This is a genomic window from Pseudomonas sp. 32_A (genome assembly GCF_017490905.1).
Taxonomy (GTDB): domain Bacteria; phylum Pseudomonadota; class Gammaproteobacteria; order Pseudomonadales; family Pseudomonadaceae; genus Aquipseudomonas; species Aquipseudomonas inefficax.
In genome coordinates, this window is record NZ_JAFGYI010000065.1 from 1 (window position 1) to 20,355 (window position 20,355).

The 20,355-nt window shown below is 65.9% G+C and carries 14 protein-coding genes and 1 pseudogene; 13 read left to right on the plus strand and 2 right to left on the minus strand.

Annotation, left to right across the window (positions count from 1 at the left end):
* Positions 1-160 precede the first annotated feature (160 nt).
* Positions 161-2,014 (minus strand): ABC transporter ATP-binding protein, encoded by a 1,854-nt coding sequence (locus J5M58_RS24855; protein WP_112254274.1) that lies wholly within the window; start codon positions 2,012-2,014, stop codon positions 161-163.
* A 346-nt stretch (positions 2,015-2,360) separates the two neighbouring features.
* Between J5M58_RS24855 and J5M58_RS24860 the strand changes: the two genes are divergently transcribed.
* Genes J5M58_RS24860 through bcsC form a run of 9 tightly spaced genes read left to right on the plus strand, consistent with a single transcriptional unit; the run spans position 2,361 to position 16,070 of the window.
* Positions 2,361-3,851, plus strand: a complete 1,491-nt coding sequence (locus J5M58_RS24860; protein WP_112254273.1) for a BcsE family c-di-GMP-binding protein — start codon at positions 2,361-2,363, stop codon at positions 3,849-3,851.
* Positions 3,848-4,033 carry a cellulose biosynthesis protein BcsF gene (gene bcsF, locus J5M58_RS24865; protein ID WP_112254272.1) on the plus strand — a complete coding sequence of 62 codons (186 nt, stop codon included), beginning with the start codon at positions 3,848-3,850 and terminating at the stop codon, positions 4,031-4,033. Before J5M58_RS24860 ends, bcsF begins: the two co-directional genes overlap by 4 nt.
* Entirely contained in the window at positions 4,026-5,642 is a 1,617-nt protein-coding gene (gene bcsG / locus J5M58_RS24870) for a cellulose biosynthesis protein BcsG (RefSeq protein ID WP_207879963.1), read from the plus strand. Before bcsF ends, bcsG begins: the two co-directional genes overlap by 8 nt.
* Positions 5,639-5,857, plus strand: a complete 219-nt coding sequence (gene bcsR, locus J5M58_RS24875) for a cellulose biosynthesis protein BcsR (RefSeq protein WP_112254270.1) — start codon at positions 5,639-5,641, stop codon at positions 5,855-5,857. Before bcsG ends, bcsR begins: the two co-directional genes overlap by 4 nt.
* A complete protein-coding gene (bcsQ, locus tag J5M58_RS24880; protein WP_112254269.1) occupies positions 5,854-6,561 on the plus strand; it encodes a cellulose biosynthesis protein BcsQ in 708 nt (235 codons plus the stop codon). Before bcsR ends, bcsQ begins: the two co-directional genes overlap by 4 nt.
* Positions 6,558-9,167 (plus strand): UDP-forming cellulose synthase catalytic subunit, encoded by a 2,610-nt coding sequence (gene bcsA, locus J5M58_RS24885; protein WP_207879965.1) that lies wholly within the window; start codon positions 6,558-6,560, stop codon positions 9,165-9,167. The genes bcsQ and bcsA overlap by 4 nt, the downstream gene beginning before the upstream one ends.
* Positions 9,164-11,446: a cellulose biosynthesis cyclic di-GMP-binding regulatory protein BcsB gene (gene bcsB / locus J5M58_RS24890; protein WP_207879967.1), complete on the plus strand. Its 2,283-nt coding sequence runs from the start codon at positions 9,164-9,166 to the stop codon at positions 11,444-11,446. The genes bcsA and bcsB overlap by 4 nt, the downstream gene beginning before the upstream one ends.
* On the plus strand, positions 11,446-12,561 hold the full coding sequence (gene bcsZ / locus J5M58_RS24895) for a cellulose synthase complex periplasmic endoglucanase BcsZ (protein ID WP_207879969.1): 1,116 nt from the start codon (positions 11,446-11,448) through the stop codon (positions 12,559-12,561). The genes bcsB and bcsZ overlap by 1 nt, the downstream gene beginning before the upstream one ends.
* On the plus strand, positions 12,549-16,070 hold the full coding sequence (gene bcsC / locus J5M58_RS24900) for a cellulose synthase complex outer membrane protein BcsC (protein WP_207879971.1): 3,522 nt from the start codon (positions 12,549-12,551) through the stop codon (positions 16,068-16,070). The genes bcsZ and bcsC overlap by 13 nt, the downstream gene beginning before the upstream one ends.
* Before the next feature lie 61 nt (positions 16,071-16,131).
* On the opposite strand, the gene J5M58_RS24905 is transcribed toward bcsC, so the two are convergent.
* The gene (locus tag J5M58_RS24905) at positions 16,132-17,049 is read right to left on the minus strand and encodes a LysR family transcriptional regulator (RefSeq protein ID WP_112254264.1); all 918 of its coding nucleotides are present in this window, start codon (positions 17,047-17,049) and stop codon (positions 16,132-16,134) included.
* 120 nt (positions 17,050-17,169) lie between these two features.
* Between J5M58_RS24905 and J5M58_RS24910 the strand changes: the two genes are divergently transcribed.
* The 4 genes and pseudogenes from J5M58_RS24910 to J5M58_RS24925 form a co-directional block, all read left to right on the plus strand.
* Entirely contained in the window at positions 17,170-17,928 is a 759-nt protein-coding gene (locus J5M58_RS24910; RefSeq protein ID WP_112254263.1) for a 5-oxoprolinase subunit PxpA, read from the plus strand.
* Positions 17,929-18,018: 90 nt separating this feature from the next.
* On the plus strand, positions 18,019-18,906 hold the full coding sequence (locus J5M58_RS24915; RefSeq protein ID WP_112254262.1) for an allophanate hydrolase subunit 1: 888 nt from the start codon (positions 18,019-18,021) through the stop codon (positions 18,904-18,906).
* Positions 18,903-19,874, plus strand: a complete 972-nt coding sequence (locus tag J5M58_RS24920) for a biotin-dependent carboxyltransferase family protein (protein WP_207879973.1) — start codon at positions 18,903-18,905, stop codon at positions 19,872-19,874. The genes J5M58_RS24915 and J5M58_RS24920 overlap by 4 nt, the downstream gene beginning before the upstream one ends.
* Before the next feature lie 181 nt (positions 19,875-20,055).
* Positions 20,056-20,355: pseudogene (locus J5M58_RS24925) on the plus strand (DotU family type IV/VI secretion system protein); the annotation flags it as partial.

The window sequence follows — 20,355 nt, forward strand, 5'->3', positions numbered from 1 at the left end:
GCAAACGTTCGAGGTTCTGGTCAGGGCAGTTGTTTCTAACGGCATGGCACAGGCCCAGGCCGGCTGCTATCCCTGTGGGAGCGGGTTTACCCGCGAAGCAGGCAACGCGGTGCATGGCACCGGCTTTACCGGTGTTCGCCGGGCCCGCTCCGATACAAGCCTACTCCATCGCCTCGGCCACGCCCTGGTCCTCACCCAGGAACCCGCCACTCTGGTGCTGCCACAAGCGTGCATAGGTACCCTTCTTCGCCAGCAGTTCCGCATGGGTGCCTTGCTCGATGATGCGCCCTTCATCCATCACGATCAGCCGGTCCATGGCGGCAATCGTCGACAACCGGTGGGCGATGGCGATGACGGTCTTGCCTTGCATCATCTCATCCAGGCTTTCCTGAATGGCCACTTCCACCTCCGAGTCCAGCGCACTGGTGGCTTCGTCCAGCAGCAGGATCGGCGCGTTCTTCAGCATCACCCGGGCAATGGCGATGCGCTGGCGCTGGCCACCAGACAGCTTGATGCCGCGCTCTCCCACCAAGGTGTCGTAACCGCTGTTGCCCTGGCGGTCGCTGAGCTGGCTGATGAAACCATCGGCCTGGGCGCTGGCCGCAGCGGCGCGGATCTGCGCCTCGGTCGCATCGGGGCGGCCATAGGCGATATTGTCGCGAATCGAGCGGTGCAACAGCGAGGTGTCCTGGGTGACCATGCCGATGGCGCTGCGCAGGCTGTCCTGGGTGACCATGGCCACGTTCTGCCCGTCGATGCGGATTTCCCCTCGGTCCACGTCGTAGAAGCGCAGCAGCAGGTTGATCAGGGTGGACTTGCCGGCGCCGGAGCGGCCGACCAGGCCGACCTTTTCGCCCGCGCGGATGTGCAGGCTCAGGTCGTCAAGCACCTGGCGCTCGCCGTTGTAGTTGAAGCCGACCTTGTCGAAGCTCACCGCGCCCCCCTTGGTCACCAGCTCGGTGGCGCCCGGTGCATCCTTTACCTTGGGGCCGCGGGTGAGGGTAGCCATGCCGTCCTGCACGGTGCCGATGTTTTCGAACAGCGAGGTTATCTCCCACATGATCCAGTGGGACATGCCGTTGATACGCAAGGCCATGGCGGTGATCGCGGCCACCGCCCCGGTGCCGACCTGGCCCTGGTGCCACAGCCACAGCGCATAGCCACCGGCGGCAATGATCAGGCCCACTACCAGCGCCTGGTTGACGATTTCGAACTGGCTGACCAGACGCATCTGGCGAAAACCGGTCTGTTTGAAGTCTTCCATGGCTGCGCGCGCGAAGTGCGCTTCGCGGTTGGAGTGCGAGAACAGTTTCACCGTGGTGATGTTGGTGTAGGCGTCGGAAACCCGGCCGGTCATCGATGACCGGGCGTTGGCCTGTTCCTGGCCTACCTTGCTCAGGCGGGGCACGAAATACAGCATGGCCAGGCTGAACAGCACCACCCAGGCAATGAATGGCAGCATCAGCTTCAGGGCAAAGCCCCCGGCCAGGGCAATGATCGCGATGAAGTACACGCCGATCCCGGGCAGGATCTCGATGATGGTGAACAACACATCGCGTACTGCCAACGCCGTCTGCATCACCTTGGTGGTGACCCGGCCGGAAAACTCGTCAGAAAAGAACGACAGGCTCTGGCGCAGCATCAGCCGGTGAAAGTCCCAACGCAGGCGCAGCGGCAAGTTGATCGCCAGTACCTGGTGCTGAAGCATGGTGCGCAGCGCCACCAACCCGATGCTGGCCAGCAGGACGATGCCGATGCCCCACAGCACCCGGGTTTCTTCGGCGCCGACGGCACCGCCGGCCTGCCACGCCGAGAGCAGGTCTACAACCTGGCCGAGAAAGGCGAATAGCCAGGCTTCGTAGATCGATACCCCGGCACTGAGCAGCGCAAGCGCCAGGATGTAGCCGCGCGCCCCCCGAGTGCAGGCCCACATGAAGCGCAACAGGCCAAGCGGTGGCGGTGGTATCTCGTCAGGGGGGAAGGGGTCGAGCCAGCGCTCAAAGATACGAAACATGCTTGTCTCCGGAAATCAATTCTTGCCTGGCCGATGGCCATGACCCACAGCGATGCACGCGCTGTCGATAAGCCGGGCTTGGGCTGCAAGGCAGCCCGGTCAAGCCGGCAAACCTTAACTGACTGACACTGCCCCTACGGTTGTTGTTAACAAAACTTTGCAATTTATTACATTTCCGCTTGATTTCATTTTGCCTTGATGCTGTAGAATTGACGGGTTTTTATGTTGCTTGCTTGATTCGTCGTTTTTTTGACGAACATCATGAAAGCTCAGCGGCAGATGAGTCAAAGTTACCCTTCAACCCGCTTCAATTTACTTTTGCAGGGCCAGTGTTTTGACGAATGGAATGCCGTGGTTGGCTATTTCGGGCCTGGGCGCCGAAAGCAGCCAGCTTCATGTACAAGGACTGTATTGGTTGGCCTGTGACAGCGCAGAAGACGCCACCTTGCTATGCCGCCAAGTAATCGGGGGGTTGCCCGAGCATGTTCGGGCAGCCCTGGTCGCCGATGCACAAGCCATCGGCGAGGTGCTGGGTGCGCTCGATACGGCGCAGGGTCCCGGCGAACTGGCGCTGTACGAAGCCAACATGCAAGCCGTCCGGCACCTGGTCGACGACCTGCCGCGTATCGACGCCGCCGGGCGTGTGCTGGTGCTGCGGGCGCCCGCCGACGTCTGGGGTACCGGCAACGTCGAACGCTGGTGCAACGCGCTGCGCCCGGTCTTGTTGGCCGAGGCCGCGCTATTGCTGGTCATCAGCAGCGGCCAGAGCGCCGGGCTGGTAGAGCGCCTGCGTGCGTTCAACCAGGGCGTCGATGGCCTGGCCCAGGTTTACCGCGGCAAAGGCGGGGTGCGCTACCTGCAGCATTTCTGGAGCAACCCGCTCGGCAAGACCGGTACGCTCGACGTGGAGCTGACGCGGCTTGAAGCGGGCTTCGCCGCCACCGGGGCGCCGCAGGCCCCCAGCGATACAGGTGGCGACGAGCTGTTGTACCTGGCCCAGCGCCCGGTACTGGAAGGTGCCCCGGCCTTCTCGGAGCACTGGCAGGTCTGCGAGAGCCTCGAGGAGCTCGGTGCCAAAGCTGGCAGGGCGGTTTCCGCCACGGTCATCTTTGCCATGGACGGCGGACAGCGCCTGGATAGCCTGGCGCGTCAGTTGCACCGCTTGCGCCAGTTGCGTGGCAATGCCCTGAAGCTGGTGGTGCGCGAGATGGCACCGACCCTGCGCTACCAGGATGAACAGCTGCTGCTGGCTTGCGGGGCCAGCCAGATCGTGCCGTTCGGCGCCAGCCTTTCGCGCTTCCTGACCATGGTCGAGAGCATCCAGGGTTACCTCTGGCGCCGGCGCCTGCCGAGCGATTTCGATGCCTTGCTCGCACGCCTGCGGCCGCTGGCCATCTGCGGGCTGGTGGCGCCGCGCGCGTTCGCCGAAGCCGTGCAGACCATGTGGCACGGTGTGCGCAACGGCGAAATCGCCCACCAGTTGCTGGTGTTGCGCCCGGCCCCTGGCCTGACCCCGCTGCAAGCCTGCTCGCGCACGGTGTTCCGCCGCGACGGCGACATCGCCTGCGTGGTCGGCGAGGTGCTGTTCCTGTTCCTGTTCGCCTGCCGCTCCGAAGGCGTCGAGCAAGCGCTTGACCACATCTTCCAGTTGTCGTGGAAAGAACTGTTCATCAGCCAGGAGGTGCTTGCCGGTGTCGACAGCCTGGCCACCCCGGCCTTCCTCGACGACAACGTGCCACAGCCACCCCGGCTCGACGCGGCGGCGCAGCTGCCCGCCCAGGCGAGGCCGGCCCTGGCGCCGCGCCGGGTCGCCCTGGGCAAGCGGGGTACAGCATGAACTTCGTGCAGCTGCTGCAAGTGGTCGGCATCACGGCGCTGGTGACCTTGGCGCTGGCCCTGCTGCTGTTGCGCCTGCGCGCCACGCTGCGTGGCTGGTTGCGCCGCCGTCTTCCACCCCGTTACCTGAAACCGCTGGGCGTACGCCACCGCGTTGCACGCCAGGAACCCCGTAATGACTAATGCATCCGCCACCCTCCCGGTACCGGCCCGCTGGCCTGGACTGGGAGGGTGGAACCTCTATTTCCTGGCCAAGTTCTTGCTGGTCGCCCTTGGCATGCTCGACTTCCAGGCGCTGCCGAACCTGTTGTTCGCCGCGTTTCTGCTGGTGCCGTTGCCAGGCAGGTGGCTGCGCGTTGCGCGGCAACTGGTGGCCGTACCGGTTGGCATCGCGTTGTTCTACCAGGACACCTGGCTGCCTCCCTTCAGCCGCCTGCTGGCGCAGCCGGGGGTGTTCGATTTCTCGTGGGACTACCTGCTCGAACTGCTCGGCCGCTTCATCAACTGGAACCTGTTGGGCGCGCTGGCGCTGTTGCTGGTGGGTTACCTGTACCTGCGCCATTGGCTACGGCTGAGTACCCTGAGCCTGCTGGGGCTGGCGTGGCTGGCGGTCGGCGGCCTGCCAGCGCTGGGGCGCGATGCGAGCCAGGCGCCTGGTGCCGCGGCTGTCACCACCGAACAGGCGCAGGCCACCGCGGTGGCCGACAATGCCACGCTCGACAGCTGGCTCGAGCGGTTCTTCGCCAGTGAGCGTGAACGGGTGACAACATTCCCGGCCATGAAGGCCGATGAACAGCCGTTCGACCTGCTGGTGATCAACATCTGCTCGCTGGCCTGGGATGACCTGTCCGCCGTCGGGCTGCGTGACAACCCGTTGTTCTCGCGCCTGGACGTGGTCTTCGACCAGTTCAACTCGGCCACGTCCTACAGCGGGCCAGCCGCCATCCGCGTGCTGCGTGCCAGTTGCGGGCAGTCGTCCCACGCTGGCCTGTACCAGCCCGCCCCGGAGCAGTGCCTGTTGTTCCAGAACCTGGCCAGGCTGGGCTTTCAGAGCAACACCTTGCTCAACCACAGCGGCCGCTTCGACAACTTCATCGGCGACATCACCCAGCAGCACATGCCTCAACCCGGCCTGCGCAACACCGACTTCCCGCGGGCACTGGTCGGCTTCGACGGCTCGCCGATCGCCAGCGACCTGGAGGTGCTGCGCCGCTGGTGGGGGCAGCGCAAAGGTACGCCGGCCGAGCATGTGACGCTGTTCTACAACAGCATCAGCCTGCATGACGGCAACCGAATCGTCACCGCCGACGGCGGTACCCGCGTGGCCGACTACGCCACCCGCGCCACCCGGCTGTTCGGCGAGCTGGGCAGCTTCCTCGATGAACTGGAGCGCAGCGGCCGTCGCGTGGTCGTGGCCATTGTCCCGGAACATGGCGCTGCGCTGCATGGTGACCGCATGCAGTTGTCGGGCATGCGTGAAATCCCCACCCCATCGATCACCCATGTGCCGGTGGGCCTGAAGTTCATCGGCATGGGCCAGCCTGCCCGCAGTGAACCGCTGCGCGTCTCGGCACCCACCAGCTACCTGGCGCTGTCCGAGCTTATCTCGCGCGTGTATGCGGGCCTGGGCCAGCAGCAGGTGCTGGATGTGCCCAGCCTGCTGATTGATCTGCCGACCACCGAACAGGTCGCGGAAACCGCAGGTGCGCAAGTACTGAGCTACCAGGGGCGCGCCTACATGCGCCTGCAAGGCCAGCCCGACTGGCAGCCTGTCCCGAAGGAGCGCCCATGATCACTGGCAAGGCAGACCCAGCCGACCGCAGCGACGATATCGCCCAGTTGCGCCAGCACCTGGACATGCCGGACCTGAACTACCAGGACATCTCGTTGCTGGTGGGTGTCCAGCAGGCCTTGCAGCGTTGGCCGTTGCTGGGTGAAAGCTGCCGAAGCAGTGCCTTGGGCACCTTGTACCTGGCGGCGCCGCGCCGCGAGGTGCTGTCACCATGACCAGCCTGTCGTTGCACGGGGTTCGCGGTGGCCTGGGGCGCAGTGCTTTGCTCGCCGCGCTGGGGCATGCGTTGCAGGGCGTAGGTGAGCGGGTGCTGCTGGTCGACCTGTGCCCAAGCAACCTGCTCGGCCTGCATTTCAACCTGCCCTTGGACACGCGCGAGGGCTGGGCGCTTGCCGAGCGGGAAGGGCGCCCCTTCAGCGATGCCATGTATGAAGTGCTCGATGGCCTGTGCCTGATACCGTTCGGCAATCTGCCTGCCGGCACGCGGCCGCCCTTGCCCGACGCTGAAGCCTGGCGTGCTCGCCAGGCCGAGCTGGCGGAACACTTCGACTGGTTGTTGTTCGACCTGCCGCAGCTGCCGGCCGATGCCGCTGGTCAAAGCGTCGAGACCGATGTGCGGGTGTTGGTGGCCGAGGCCGAAATGGCCAGCCATCTGCTGCTGGGGCGCCGGCAGGTCGAGCGCTACGACCTGCTGCTGGTCAACCGCTACGACCCCGCCAGCCGCTTGCAGAGCGACCTGTTGATGGTGTGGCGCGACCTGTTCCGTGATCGCCTGCCGATCCAGGTGGTGCACCGCGACGAGGCCTTCCTCGAGGCCCTGGCGTGCAAGGCACCGCTTGGCCACTACGCGCCGCACAGCCTGGCTAGCCGGGACGTGCAGAGCCTGGCGGTACGCTGCCTGACGAGGCGCCAGCCGTGACCCTGACCCCACTGTCGGCCTACGCCTGGTTCCGCACACGCGGCGCGCGGCAGCCAGTCGCATGGCTGTTTACCCTTGGCGTGTGGCTGGCCTTCCTGTTCCTGCGCCTGGAGTCGCCTGCCTGGCAAGCCCTGCTGGCCGAGCGGCAGCGGCTGTACCCGCAACTGGCGGGCAAGCGCCCAAGCCTGGGCGACCCACTGCGCTTGCTGATCCAGAGCCTGTGGCTGCTGGTGCGGCGCCAACCGCAGCCTCGCGAACCGGGGTTTGCCCGCCGTGCCTGGGGTGCAGTGCGTGCGCAGCTGCGCGGTGTGCGCCAGGTGCTGCGCCGTTACCATGGCCTGCTGATCGACCGCCTGCAGCAATTGCCTGCGCGCTATCGCGCCAGCGCGTTCAAGCAGCAAGCTTCGGCACGCCTGCGCGGCTTGAGCGTGTTCGCCCGGTGGGTTTTCTACAGCGTGCTGACCCTGGGCGCCATCGGCCTGGCCGTGTTGTGCGTGACCGAACCGTTCGGCTACCTGGCGCAGCTGGTGTTCATCTGCCTGCTGCTGGGCATCGCCCTGCTGGTGCGGCACATGCCGGGACGCTTCCCGACCCTGATGCTGATCGTGCTGTCGACCCTCATCTCCTGCCGCTACCTGTGGTGGCGCTACACCTCGACCCTGAACTGGAATGACACCACCGGCCTGGTGTGCGGGTTGGTCCTGCTGGCGGCAGAGACCTACTCGTGGTTCGTGCTGATCCTGGGCTACATCCAGACCTGCTGGCCATTGCAGCGCAAGCCGGCGAACCTGCCGGCAAATCCGGCGCACTGGCCGACCGTCGACCTGATGATCCCCACCTACAACGAAGACTTGTCGGTGGTGCGCACCACGGTGCTGGCTGCCCTGGGCCTGGACTGGCCGCGCGAGTGCCTGCGCATCTATATCCTCGACGACGGCCGGCGCGAGGCCTTCCGTGCGTTCGCCGACGAAGTGGGGGTGGGCTACATCGTGCGGCCGGACAACAAGCATGCGAAGGCCGGCAACCTCAACCATGCGCTGGGCGTGACCGACAGCGAGCTGATCGCCATTTTCGACTGTGACCACGTGCCGGTGCGTTCCTTCCTGCAAATGACGGTGGGCTGGTTCCTCAAGGACCCGAAGCTGGCACTGGTGCAGACGCCGCACCATTTCTTCTCGCCCGACCCGTTCGAGCGCAACCTGGGCTCGTTCCGCCGTCGCCCCAATGAAGGCGAGCTGTTCTACGGCCTGATCCAGGATGGCAACGACATGTGGAACGCGGCGTTCTTCTGCGGCTCGTGTGCCGTGCTGCGCCGTAACGCGCTGGAGAGCATCGGTGGTTTTGCCGTCGAAACCGTGACCGAAGATGCCCATACCGCCTTGCGCATGCACCGCCAGGGCTGGTCATCGGCCTACCTGAGCATTCCGCAGGCCGCCGGCCTGGCCACCGAGAGCCTGTCAGCGCACATCGGCCAGCGCATTCGCTGGGCCCGTGGCATGGTGCAGATCTTCCGTACCGACAACCCGCTGTTCGGCCGGGGGCTGAGCCTGTTCCAGCGGGTTTGCTATGCCAACGCCATGCTGCACTTCCTGGCCGGCCTGCCACGGCTGGTGTTCCTGACCGCGCCGCTGGCGTTCCTGTTGCTGCATGCCTACATCATCTACGCCCCGGCGCTGATGATCCTGCTGTACGTGCTGCCGCACATGATCCACGCCAGCCTGACCAACTCGCGCATGCAGGGCAAGTACCGGCAGACCTTCTGGGGCGAGGTCTACGAGACCGTGCTGGCCTGGTACATCGCCCGCCCGACCACGGTCGCGCTGTTCGCGCCGAAGAAGGGCAAGTTCAACGTCACCGCCAAGGGCGGCCTGATGGCGCAGGAGCAGTTCGACTGGCGCATCGCCCAACCCTACCTGTGGCTGGCGGCGCTCAACGTGGCCGGCCTGGGCTTCGCCGTGTGGCGCCTGTTCACCGGCCCGGCGGCGGAAATCGGCACGGTGATCGTCAGCTCGCTGTGGGTGGTCTACAACCTGCTGATCATCGGCGCCGCCGTCGCCGTGGCCGCCGAAGTGCGCCAGGTGCGCCGGGCCCACCGGGTGCAGATGCGCTTGCCGGCGGGGCTGGTGCTGGCCAGCGGTCATGCCTTCCCCTGCACCCTGGTTGACTACTCCGACGGCGGTGTCGGCTTGCAATTGCACCGGGGCCTCGAGTTGCAAGCGGGGGAGCGGGTGCGCCTGCTGCTCGACCGCGGCCAGCGCGAGTTCGCCTTCCAGGCCTGCGTCACCCGCACCGTAGGCCAACACGTTGGCCTGGTGTTCCACGACCTCAGCCAGCAACAGCGTATCGACCTGGTCCACTGCACCTTTGCCCGCGCCGATGCCTGGCTTGGCTGGAACGAGCAGCACGAGGTCGATCGCCCGCTGCGCAGCCTGATCGACGTGCTGAAGCTGGGCGGTGTCGGTTACCTGCGGCTGGTCGAGCACTTGCCGCCATGGGTGGGTGCGTGGCTGCGCCCACTGCACGCACTGGCGAACTGGCTGGCCAGCTACAGGCCCCGCACACCGCGGCCTGTCCCTTCCTTGAACCTTGTTGATCGAGACGCATGATGACTGGTTATCCCGCGCGTACCTGGGGCCTGGCGATGGCGCTGCTTGCTGCCTTTTCGCAGAGCGCCGCTGCCGCCTCTGTAGCCCCGCTTGCCGAGCCAGCCGTACCCACGGTACCGAACTGGCCGGTTGCGAAAACCTTCGAGCAGCTCGGGCATGCGTCCGACAGCCTGCTGCTGGGCGTGCGCAACAGCGAGCATGTCGAATTCGGCCTGCGGCGTGACCGCCTGGCCACCGAAGCCAGCCTGCAGCTGGACTACACGCCATCGCCCGCGCTGTTGCCGAACCTGTCGCACCTGCGCGTGTACCTCAATGACGAACTGATGGGCGTGGTACCGGTGGAAAAGGACCAGCTTGGCCAGCGCGTGCGCCGCCAACTGCCGCTGGACCCGAAGCTGCTCAGCGATTTCAACCGGGTACGCCTGGAGTTCGTCGGGCATTACACCGACATCTGCGAAGACCCTGCGCACAGCGGCCTGTGGCTGAACCTGAACCGCAAGAGCCAGGTGCAGCTGCACGAACAGGCCCTGGCCCTGGACAACGACCTGGCGTACTTCCCGCTGCCGTTCTTTGATGTGCGCGATACCGGCAAGGTAACGCTGCCGGTGGTGTTCAGCGGCGTGCCGAGCCTGGGCGAGCAGCGTGCGGCAGCGATCCTGGCGTCCTACTTCGGCAGCCAGGCCGGTTGGCGCAAGGCGACGTTCCCGGTGCTGTACGGCAGCCTGCCGGCGCGTGGCGACCAACCCACGCCGAGCATCGTGTTTGCCAGCAACGACCGTCGCCCGGCCTTCCTTGCCGACCTGCAGCAATTTCCGCCGGTCGACGGCCCTGTACTGCAAATGATCGACCACCCGGACGACCGCTTCAGCAAGGTACTGCTGGTGCTGGGCCGCAACGACGATGACCTGGTCAAGGCCGCCTCGGCGCTGGCGGTTGGCAACAACCTGTTCCGCGGTGCCCGGGTGAAGGTCGAGCAGATGACGGCACTGCAGCCGCGCCAGCCTTACGATGCGCCGAACTGGACACGCACCGACCGGCCGGTCCGTTTCGCCGAGCTGCTCGATTACCCCGAGCAGCTGCAGGTCAGTGGCCTGCAACCGCGGCCGGTGACGCTGGAGCTGAACCTGCCGCCTGACCTGTTCGTCTGGCGCAACCAGGGCATTCCGCTGCGTACGCTGTACCGCTACACGGCCCCGGCAGTAACCGACGAATCGCGCCTGAGCATCAGCGTCAACGATCAGTACATCACCAGCATGCCGCTGGTGGGCAACGACCGGCGCGGTGGTACGCTCGAGGAAATGCGCCTGGCGGTGCTGTCCGGTGACAACAGCGCATTGACCGAGAAGTCGCTGGTACCGGCGTTGAAGATCGGTGACCGCAACCGCTTGCGCTTCGATTTCAGCTTTGCCAGCACCCTGGGCAGCGGCCAGCGCGACCGTTGCCAGACCTCGTTGCCAGTGGATGTGCGCGCGGCGATCGATGACAACTCGACCATCGACCTGTCCGGTTACCATCACTACATCGCCATGCCCGACCTGCGCGCATTCGCCCGCAGCGGCTTCCCGTTCAGCCGCATGGCCGACCTTTCCGAAACCCTGGTAGTCATGCCGGCCAAGCCCACGGCGATGCAGGTGGGCACCTTGCTCGATGCGGTAGGCGGGCTGGCCGGGCAGATCGGCTACCCGGCGCTTGGCCTGCGGCTGATCGATGACTGGAAGCAGGCCGCAGCGGCCGATGCCGACTTGCTGCTGCTCGGCAACCTGCCCGAGGCGTTGGGGGACGCACCCGACCTTGGCCTGCTGCTCAGTGCCCAGCGGGACTGGCTGCTGCAGGGCCGTAGTACCGGGCTGCCGGGCAGCCAGCGTTTCGATACCGAGCCGGTGGCCGCCAGCAGCCGTGTGGCAGTCAGCGCGCAGGCACCGATTGCCGCCATCACCGGGCTGAAGTCGCCATTCCACGAGCAGCGCAGCGTCGTCGCCCTGGTGGCCAACAGCGACAATGACTACGCGTTGCTGCGTGATGTGCTCGGCGATGTGGGCAAGCTCGATGCGGTGGCCGGTTCGGTGACGCTGGTGCGCAGCAGCGGTGTCACCAGCCAGTTCGTGGGCGAGCACTATTTTGTTGGCGCGCTGCCGTGGTGGCTGCTGCTGTGGTTCCACCTGTCCGAGCACCCGGTGCTGCTGGCGGCGATCGCGGCCATTTGCGTGGTGCTGTTCGCCTTCCTGTTGTGGCGGGCACTGCGCTGGGCAGGCAAGCGCCGCCTGGGTGAGGCGGGGTGATGAAGCGTCAATTGCTGGCAGGGCTGGTGGCCTTGGGCCTGCCCGTTATCACGAGTGCCGCACCGGCTTGCAAATGGCCGGCCTGGGACAGCTTCAAGGCCGAACTGGTGAGTGTCGACGGTCGGGTCATCGACCCGAGCGACGAGCGCCTGATCACCACCTCGGAAGGGCAGAGCTATGCGCTGTTCTTCGCCCTGGTGGGCAATGACCGGCAAGCCTTTGCGCAGTTGCTGCGCTGGACCGGCAACAACCTGGCGCAGGGCGACCTGGCCCGGCATCTGCCCGCCTGGCTGTGGGGCCGTAACGGCCAGCAGCAGTGGCAGGTGCTGGATGCAAACAACGCCAGCGATGCCGACCTGTGGATCGCCTACAGCCTGCTCGAAGCCGGGCGGCTGTGGAACGAGCCGGCCTACACGCAGCTGGGCCAGCGCCTGTTGTGGCGTATCGCCGCGCAGACCGTGCGCAAGCTGCCGGGCCTGGGGGTGATGCTGCTGCCTGGGGACTACGGCTTCGAGGATGCCCGCGGCGCCCGCCTGAACCCCAGCTATTTGCCGCTGCAGTTGTTCGATCGCTTCAGCCTGGTCGACCCGCTCTGGGGCGAACTGGCGGCCAACACGCGGCGTTTGTGGCTGGCTTCGTCGCCAAAGGGCTTTGCCCCGGACTGGCTGCTGTGGACGCCAGCCGGTGAGCTGGCAGCGGACCCGCAACATGGCAGCGAAGGTGACTACGACGCCATCCGCGTCTACCTGTGGGTCGGCATGCTGGCCAAGGACGCGGCGGGGCGTGCCGAGCTGGTGGCCCACTATGCCCCGATGGCGGCATTGACCGCTCGCCAGGGGCTGCCGCCAGAACAGGTGGATGCGCACAGTGGTGTCGCCAGCGGCCATGGCCCGGCAGGTTTTTCTGCGGCATTGCTGCCGTTGCTGGCGGCGTCGCCGGAGCATGTCGCGGGCCTGGCGGCCCAGCGTCAGCGCTTGCGCGAGCAGCCCGTCGAAGCCAAGGCCTATTACAGCCAGGTGCTGGCACTGTTCGGCCAAGGCTGGGACCAGGGCCGTTACCGTTTTGACCCGCATGGCCGCCTGTTGCCGGCCTGGAGTGCGCCATGCAGCGAATGATCGGCATGCTGATGCTGGCGGCCGTGACCTGCCAGGCCACGGCGCAACCCAAGGATGCCGGCGAACAGCGCCAATGGCTGCTGGACCAGGTGCGTCGCGGCGAGGCGCTGCATCGTGACGACCTGGTGCGCGATGCACTGGGGCGGCTGCAATTGCTCGAGCCGCGCAACCCGGATGTGTTGCTGGCGGCCCTGAGCCTGGCATTGCGCGAAAAGAACAGCACCGAGGCCGAGCAGTTGAGTGCGCGGATCAGTGCCATCGCGCCTGGCAGTTTGCAGGCCCGCCAGGCCAGGCGCCTGCTCGAGCTGCAGCAGCCGGAGCGCGCTCGGCAGTTGCAGCAGGCCCGCCTGCTGGCGGTAACCGGGCGCAATGAAGAGGCGCTGGCGGCCTATGAACAGTTGTTCGCTGGCGAACCGCCAAGCCTGGAATTGGCCCTGGACTATTGGCGTGTGCGCGGCAACCTCCCAGGCCAGCGCCCCGAGGCAATCAGGCAGTTGCAGCAACTGGACCGGCAGTACCCGGGCAGTGCCGGGCTGCGCCAGACCTTGGCCGGCTGGCTGTTCGCCGAAAACCGCGACCGCGAAGCCTTGGCCTTGCTCGACCAGCTGTCGCACGACCCTGGCGCACGGGATGCCGCAGCCCAGCGTGAGTTCGACTATCTGTCCGGGCAAGCGGTGAGCGCTGCCAGCGCGGCGGCCTGGCAAGCGTTTCTCCAGCGTTACCCGGCCTCACCGTTGCTGGCACAGGCCAGCGAGACCCTGCAACAACAGCGCAAATTGCTGGCCGACCCGTCCTGGCAGGCTGGCCAGCGGGGCTTGGCATTGCTCGACAAGGGCCGCAACGCTGAAGCCGAAGCACAACTGCGCCGGGCGCTGCGCCAGTATCCGGATGATGCCAGCCTGCAGGGTGCACTGGGCTACGCGCTGATGCGCCAGAGCCGCTACGAAGACGCCAATGCAGCGTTCCGGGCGGCGAGCGCCACGGAGCAGGACACCTACTGGATCAGCCAGTGGAAGGACCTGGAGTCGTCCAGCCAGTATTGGGCCCTGCTCAGCAAAGGGGAGCGGGCACTGCAGGCGAAAGACATGCGCGCGGCCCGCGCCTTCTACCAGCAGGCACGCCAGCAGCGCCCGAAGGAGGAATACGCTTTGCTGGGCCTGGCGGATGTCTCGCTGGCCGAGGGTGATACAGCGGCCGCCGAGCGGCAATTCCTGCAGGTTCGGCGCATGGCACCGGAAAACGAAAGTGCCGTGCGCGGCCTGGTGCGTGTGTACCAGGCGCAATCGCCCGACAAGGCGCGGGCGTACCTGGACAGCCTGTCGCCTCGCCAGCAAGCGCAGTTCGCCAGCCTGCGCCGTAGCCTGGAACTCGCACGCCTGCGTCAGCAAGGTGACCAGGCCGTGCAGCGCGCGGACTGGGCGGCGGCCAGCCAGGTGCTGGGCCAGGCCACGGCCTTGGCCCCCGATGAGCCCTGGCTGGTCTACCAGTTGGCCAACAGCCTGCGCCACCTGGGGCGCAGCGCCGAGGCTGACGCGGCATTCGCCAGGATCGTGCAGCGCCAGCCGGGCGACCCATCTACCCGCTATGCCCATGGCCTGTTCCTGGAGTCCAGCGACCGTGATGCACTGGCCCTGGACAGCCTGGGCGCGGTGCCGCAGCGCACCTGGAGCGCTGACATGCATGCATTGGAGCAACGTATCCGCCGTCGCATGACCCTGGCCTCGGCGCAGCAGCTGCAGGCACAAGGCCGCACGGCTGAAGCGACCCGCCTGCTCGAGGCCAGCCTGGCGCGTGGCGAAGGCAGCACCGACGACCTGATGCTGCTGGCTGACTGGGCGGCGGCCAATGGTGAGCCTGGCAAGGCGCGCGGTTATTACCAGCGCGTGCTTGCCGTACAGCCTGGGCAACCCCAGGCGCGCCTTGGCGTGATCGAAAGCGCGGTGGCCGAAGGCAACCTGGCACAGGCTCGGCACATGCTGGCTGTGCAGGTACCGCAACTGGCTGCCGATGACAGCAACGCCCAGCGGCGCCTGGCGGCTGTCTGGGTCGCCTTGGGCGAACACGACCAGGCGGCCAGAATGCTCGACCAGATTGCCGCGCAGCAGCCTCGCCCCGATCCCTTGTTGCGGCGCGACGCTGCCCGCCTGGTGGCGCAGGATGAACCGCAACGGGCACTGGACCTTTACGCCGCAGCGATGGCCGATGCGCAGTTGCTCGAGCGTGCTGCCGTGTCGCCACGGGACGACCGTGCACTGACGCTGGCCAGCCGTGAGCAGGATGATGACGACTGGCTGGCACGCAGCCTGCGCAGCGATGTCGATGCACTGTATCGCCAGCGCAATACCCATGTGACGCTGATGCACGACTACGGTTGGCGTGAGGACGACGGTACGCCGGGCACATCCGAACTGAGTACCCAATCGACCTTGCTGCATGTCGATACCCCTTGGCAGGACGGTACCGCCTTTGCGCGGGTGGAGCGCATCGGCATGGATGCGGGGTCGTTCGAGCAGAACGACCAGGGGGGCTATACCCCGGATTTCGGCAGCTGCCAGTTTGTTGGCAGCACCGCTGACGGAAAGTCGCTCCCCGCGTGTGAGGGCGGTTCGCAAACGGCGGACGGTAGCGTGCTGGCGCTGGGCTGGCAGGGCAGCCGCTGGGCCTTCGACCTGGGCACTACACAGGGCTACGCGATCAACAACTGGTTGGGTGGCGCCACGGTAAACGGTGACCTTGGCCAGGTTGGCTGGTCGCTGACTGCTTCGCGGCGGTCGATGAGCAACTCGCTGTTATCCTTTGCCGGAGCACGTGACCCGCGGACGGGCGTGCGCTGGGGCGGGGTCACGGCCAATGGCGCCACGCTCGGCCTGAGCTGGGACCAGGGCGGTGACAATGGCGTCTGGGCCAGCCTCGGGCACCACTGGTTGTATGGCGAGAATGTCGCCGACAACCAGCGCACCCGGGCCATGGCTGGCTGGTACCACCGCGTGGTGGAAAAAGCCGACGAGCGTGTGCGCGTGGGCCTGACGCTGATGCACTGGCGTCATGACAAGGACCTGGGCGGCTACAGCCTGGGGCAGGGCGGCTACTACAGCCCGCAGCGCTACGCATCGGTTGGCGTGCCGGTCAGTTATGCCTGGCGCAACTACGACTGGTCGGTGCTGCTGGAAGGCTCCGTCAGCTGGTCCCAGGCCCATAGCGGCCGCAGCCGGCTGTATCCAGACACGCACCTCAACCGCAAGTTGATAGATCGATTTGATGTTGAAGATTCGAACATCGATGCGATGGGCGAAGCCAGCGACAGCAGCGGGCTGGGCTACCGCCTGCGCGGGCTGTTCGAGCGGCGCTTGAGCGACCATTGGGTGTTGGGCGGCGGCTTCGACTGGCAGCACAGTGATGACTATGCGCCTAGCCATGGCATGCTCTACCTGCGCTATCTGTTCGAGCCGTGGCGGGGCAACCTGGCGCTGCCGGTGACACCGCTGGAGCCCTATAGCGAGTGGCGTTGATTCCGAATGCAGGCGCTGTGTGCGGATTCACCCGCGAAGAGTCGCGCCTGCAGGCGGACGGTCAGCGCCGTGCCGACAACTGCTGCGGCGCCAGGAATGCATCATGGAAGTAATTGCGCACAGCCTGCATCGCCGGGCTGAACGCCCGTTCCCGATGCCAGGCCAAGCCAACGCTCATCGGCGTCACCGGGTCGCTGATGGTCACCGTTTCGATGCGCTTGCCCTCCAGCGACCAGGGCCGGTGCACCAGGTCCGACAGGATCGCCACACCGCTGCCATTGGCGACCATGCTGCGCACTGCCTCCACCGAACTGGTCCGCACCCGCACTTTCGGCCGCTGCCCGGCCTGTTCCCAATAGCGCATGGCGCTTTGCTCCGCCTCATCCACGGTCAGCAGGATGAACGGCTCGCAGGCCACATCAGCCAGGCTTACCGCCGAGCGCTCGCACAGCGGATGGTGGCCGGGCAGCCATAGGCGCCGTTCAGAGTTGAACAGGGTTTCCGAGACGATGTCCGGGTGGGTGAGGTTGGCGGTGAGCACCACAGCCATATCGAAACGCCCCTCCAGCAAGCCTTGTTCGATGGCGCTGCGCTCTTGCTCGAACAGCTCCAGGGTCACGTCCGGGTGCCAGTGTTCCAGCCGCTGCAGGTGATGGGGCAAGAAGTAGCCGATCACCGTATAGCTTGCCGCCAGGCGCAACAGGCCACTGGCGCGCACATCCGGCAGCGGGCTGTTCAGTGCGTCGTCCACGCTGCGCAGGATCACGTAGGCGCGGTTCAGGAAGTGCCGGCCGGCCTCGGTCAGGCTCATGCCCTGGGCCGAGCGCTGGAACAGCAACATGCCGAGCATCGCCTCCAGCTCCTTGATCGCCGTGGTGACCGCAGATTGGGAAATGTTCAGATGAATCGCCGCCTGGGAAATCTGGCCGATCTCGGCGGTGGCGACGAAATAGCGGACCTGGCGCAAAGTCAGTGACACGGTAGGCTCCCGGGGTATCTGATTTTCAGAAGACACCCTATCTGTTTATAAATCTTCCCAAGGGGGTGCGCAGAATCTAACGTGGCTTGCATGTGGTCACAAGCGCCAGGAGAGACAGTCATGCAGGTGGTGGATTTCAACTCGGACATGGGTGAGGGGTTCGGCCCGTGGACCATTGGCGACGGCGTCGACAACGAGCTGATGGGCTATATCAGCACGGCCAACATCGCCACCGGCTTTCACGCTGGTGACCCCGGCACCATGCGCCGCACCGTCGAGCGGGCCAAGGCCCTGGGCGTCGCCGTGGGGGCGCACCCTGGGTTCCGCGACCTGGTCGGCTTCGGCCGCCGGCACATCAATGCCCCGGCCCAGGAACTGGTCGACGACATGCTCTACCAGCTCGGCGCGCTGCGTGAAATTGCCCGCGCCCAGGGTGTGCGCCTGCAGCACATCAAACCGCACGGTGCCCTGTACATGCATCTGGCGCGTGACGAAGAGGCTGCACGGTTGCTGGTGGAAAACCTGCGGGTGATCGAGCCTGAGCTGCTGTTGTACTGCATGCCGGGTTCGGTGATCTGCCGCATTGCCCAGGACCTTGGCCAGCCGGTAATTCGCGAGTTCTACGCCGACCGCGAATACGACCTGAGCGGTTCGATCGTGTTCACCCGAAATGTGCGGGGCCATGAGCCCAAGGCGGTCGCTGAACGGGTGTTGCGCGCTTGCCAGCAAGGCGTGGTGCGCACGGTCGAGGGGCAGGACCTGGCCATCGAATTCGACTCCATCTGCCTGCACAGCGATACACCAGGGGCGCTCGACCTGGTCGAGGCCACGCGCATGGCGCTGGATGCTGCCGGTATCGTGGTGCGAGCACCACGCTGAATCCGTGGGGCCTCTGGCAGGTATACGCCGGGGCCCGTGCAATTTGCTTTCGCCTGCCTTTCTGTAAAGACTCCAAAAAAAGGAACAGTCATGGCCGAACCGCTCGCTTCAACCCCTATCCGCTACAGCTTTGGCGCCGACGAGCACCTGTTTGCCGAAGTCAGCGAGAGCATGTCGCTGGAGGCCTTTTTCAAGGGCATGGCCGTCACCCGCGCGGTGGAGCGGCTGGCCCTGGATGGCGTGCTGGATGTATGCCTGGCCAACGCCTCATTCCAGATTCGCTTCGACCCGGACCGTATCGCGCCGCAGGCGCTGCTGGCGGCGGTGCGCGGTGCCGAAGCGCAGGCGGTGGCCGAGCGCTCGTTGCAGACTCGGATCATCGAGATACCAGTGCTGTACAACGACCCCTGGACCCATGAAACGCTGATGCGTTTTCGTGACCGCCACCAGGACCCGGGCAGCACCGACCTGGAGTACGCCGCGCGGGTCAACGGCCTGGCCGATGTCGAGGAGTTCATTGCCGCGCACAGCGGCGCGCCGTGGTTCGTGTCGATGGTCGGGTTCGTTGCCGGCCTGCCGTTCATGTTCCAGATGGTCGAGCGCGAGCGGCAACTGCAGGTGCCCAAGTACCTGCGCCCGCGTACCGACACGCCAAAGCTCACCCTTGGCCATGGCGGCTGCTTCGGCTGCATCTATTCGGTGCGCGGGGCAGGCGGCTACCAGATGTTCGGCGTCACCCCGGCGCCAATCTACGACCCGCAGCAGACATTGAACTACCTGAAGGAGCACATGGTGTTCTTCCGCCCGGGAGACATCGTGCAGTTCAAGCCCATCGACCGCCACACCTACGACCAGGCGGTGGCGGATGTCGAAGACGGCCGTTTCGACCTGCGCATTCGCCCGGTGGAATTTTCCCTGGATGCGTTTCTCGCCGACCCGGTCGGTTATCCACGGGCTCTGCAGGAGGTGCTGGCATGATCAAGGTACTCAAACCCGGCCTGGCCACCTCGGTGCAGGACCTGGGTCGCGAAGGCTACTACCATCTGGGCATCCCGCCATCCGGCGCCCTCGACCAGTACGCGCTGAGGGCGGCCAACCACCTGGTGGGCAACCCGGCCGGCAGCGCCGGCCTTGAGTGTGCGCTGGTGGGGCCGGAGCTGGAGTTCCAGCAGGATGCACTGGTGGCGGTTTGCGGTGCGCAGATGCCGGCCTTGCTCGATGGCCGCGAGCAACGCCCGGACACGGCGTTTGCCGTACGTGCCGGGCAGGTGTTGCGTTTCGGCTTCCCTACTGCAGGTGCCCGGGCCTACCTGGCGGTGGCCGGCGGTATCGATGTACCCGAGGTGCTCGGTAGCCGCTCCACCTATGCGTTGGGTGCATTGGGTGGCTTCCATGGGCGCAAGCTGATGGCGGGTGACCTGTTGCCGGTCGGCATGCCCAGCGGCAAGACCCGCGCCGGCGCGAGCCTGCCAATGGCCTTGCGCCAGGCCTTGGGCGGCGAGGTGGTGCTGCGGGTGGTGCCGGGGCTGTATTTTCATCGCCTGACCAAAGCTGCAGCGCAAAGCTTTTTCACCGAAGCCTGGACGGTCGGTTCCGAGGCAGACCGTATCGGCTATCGCTACAAGGGCGGCAGTGCCTTGAGCTTCCAGCCACGGGAGCAGCCGTTCGGGGCCGGCTCGGACCCGTCGAACATCGTTGACAGCTGCTACCCGATCGGTTCGATCCAGGTACCCGCGGGGCTGGAGCCGATCATCCTGCACCGTGATGCGGTGTCGGGTGGTGGCTACGCCATGATCGGCACGGTGATCAGCGCCGACCTGGACTTGATCGGGCAGATGCAGCCCAACCAGCAGGCGCGGTTCCTGGAGGTCAGCCTGGAGGACGCACTGGAGGCTCGGCGCTCGTACAAGAAGAAGCTGGGTTGCCTGGCCAGGTTGTTTGGCTGATTGATCGGTTGCGGCGCTGCGCCGCCCACACATGGGCTGGCGCAGATTCCGGCATTGCAGCGTCCAGACAAGCCAAAAGGCGAAAATTCCTACAACGTTTTGGGAAGCCCCAAGCTCCTCGAAGAATCGATTCCCCGATAGTGTTCATGTCTTCAGCCTACTGGAAGACAAGGACCTCTTCATGCCCGGCCCATCTGCTGTTCGTCCTGGAAAATTCCAGACCGCCAACGCTGCCCATGACGTAACCGAAAGCAGCCTGCATGCCATCCTCGATGTCCAGGAGGGCACCGATTCACCCTATCCGCCCGGTCAGGGCAGGTGCGCAGATAGTGAGGGTTATCCAGCCGACCCGGACTTCCAGCTTCGCGGCGGCTTCGCCAACCTGATGCTTGACGCGGCCAACCCGCTGTTCGGCCTGGCCATTCGCCTGCAAACGCTGGATGACCTACCCAACATCGAACAGGTGCACAAGGCCCTGCAG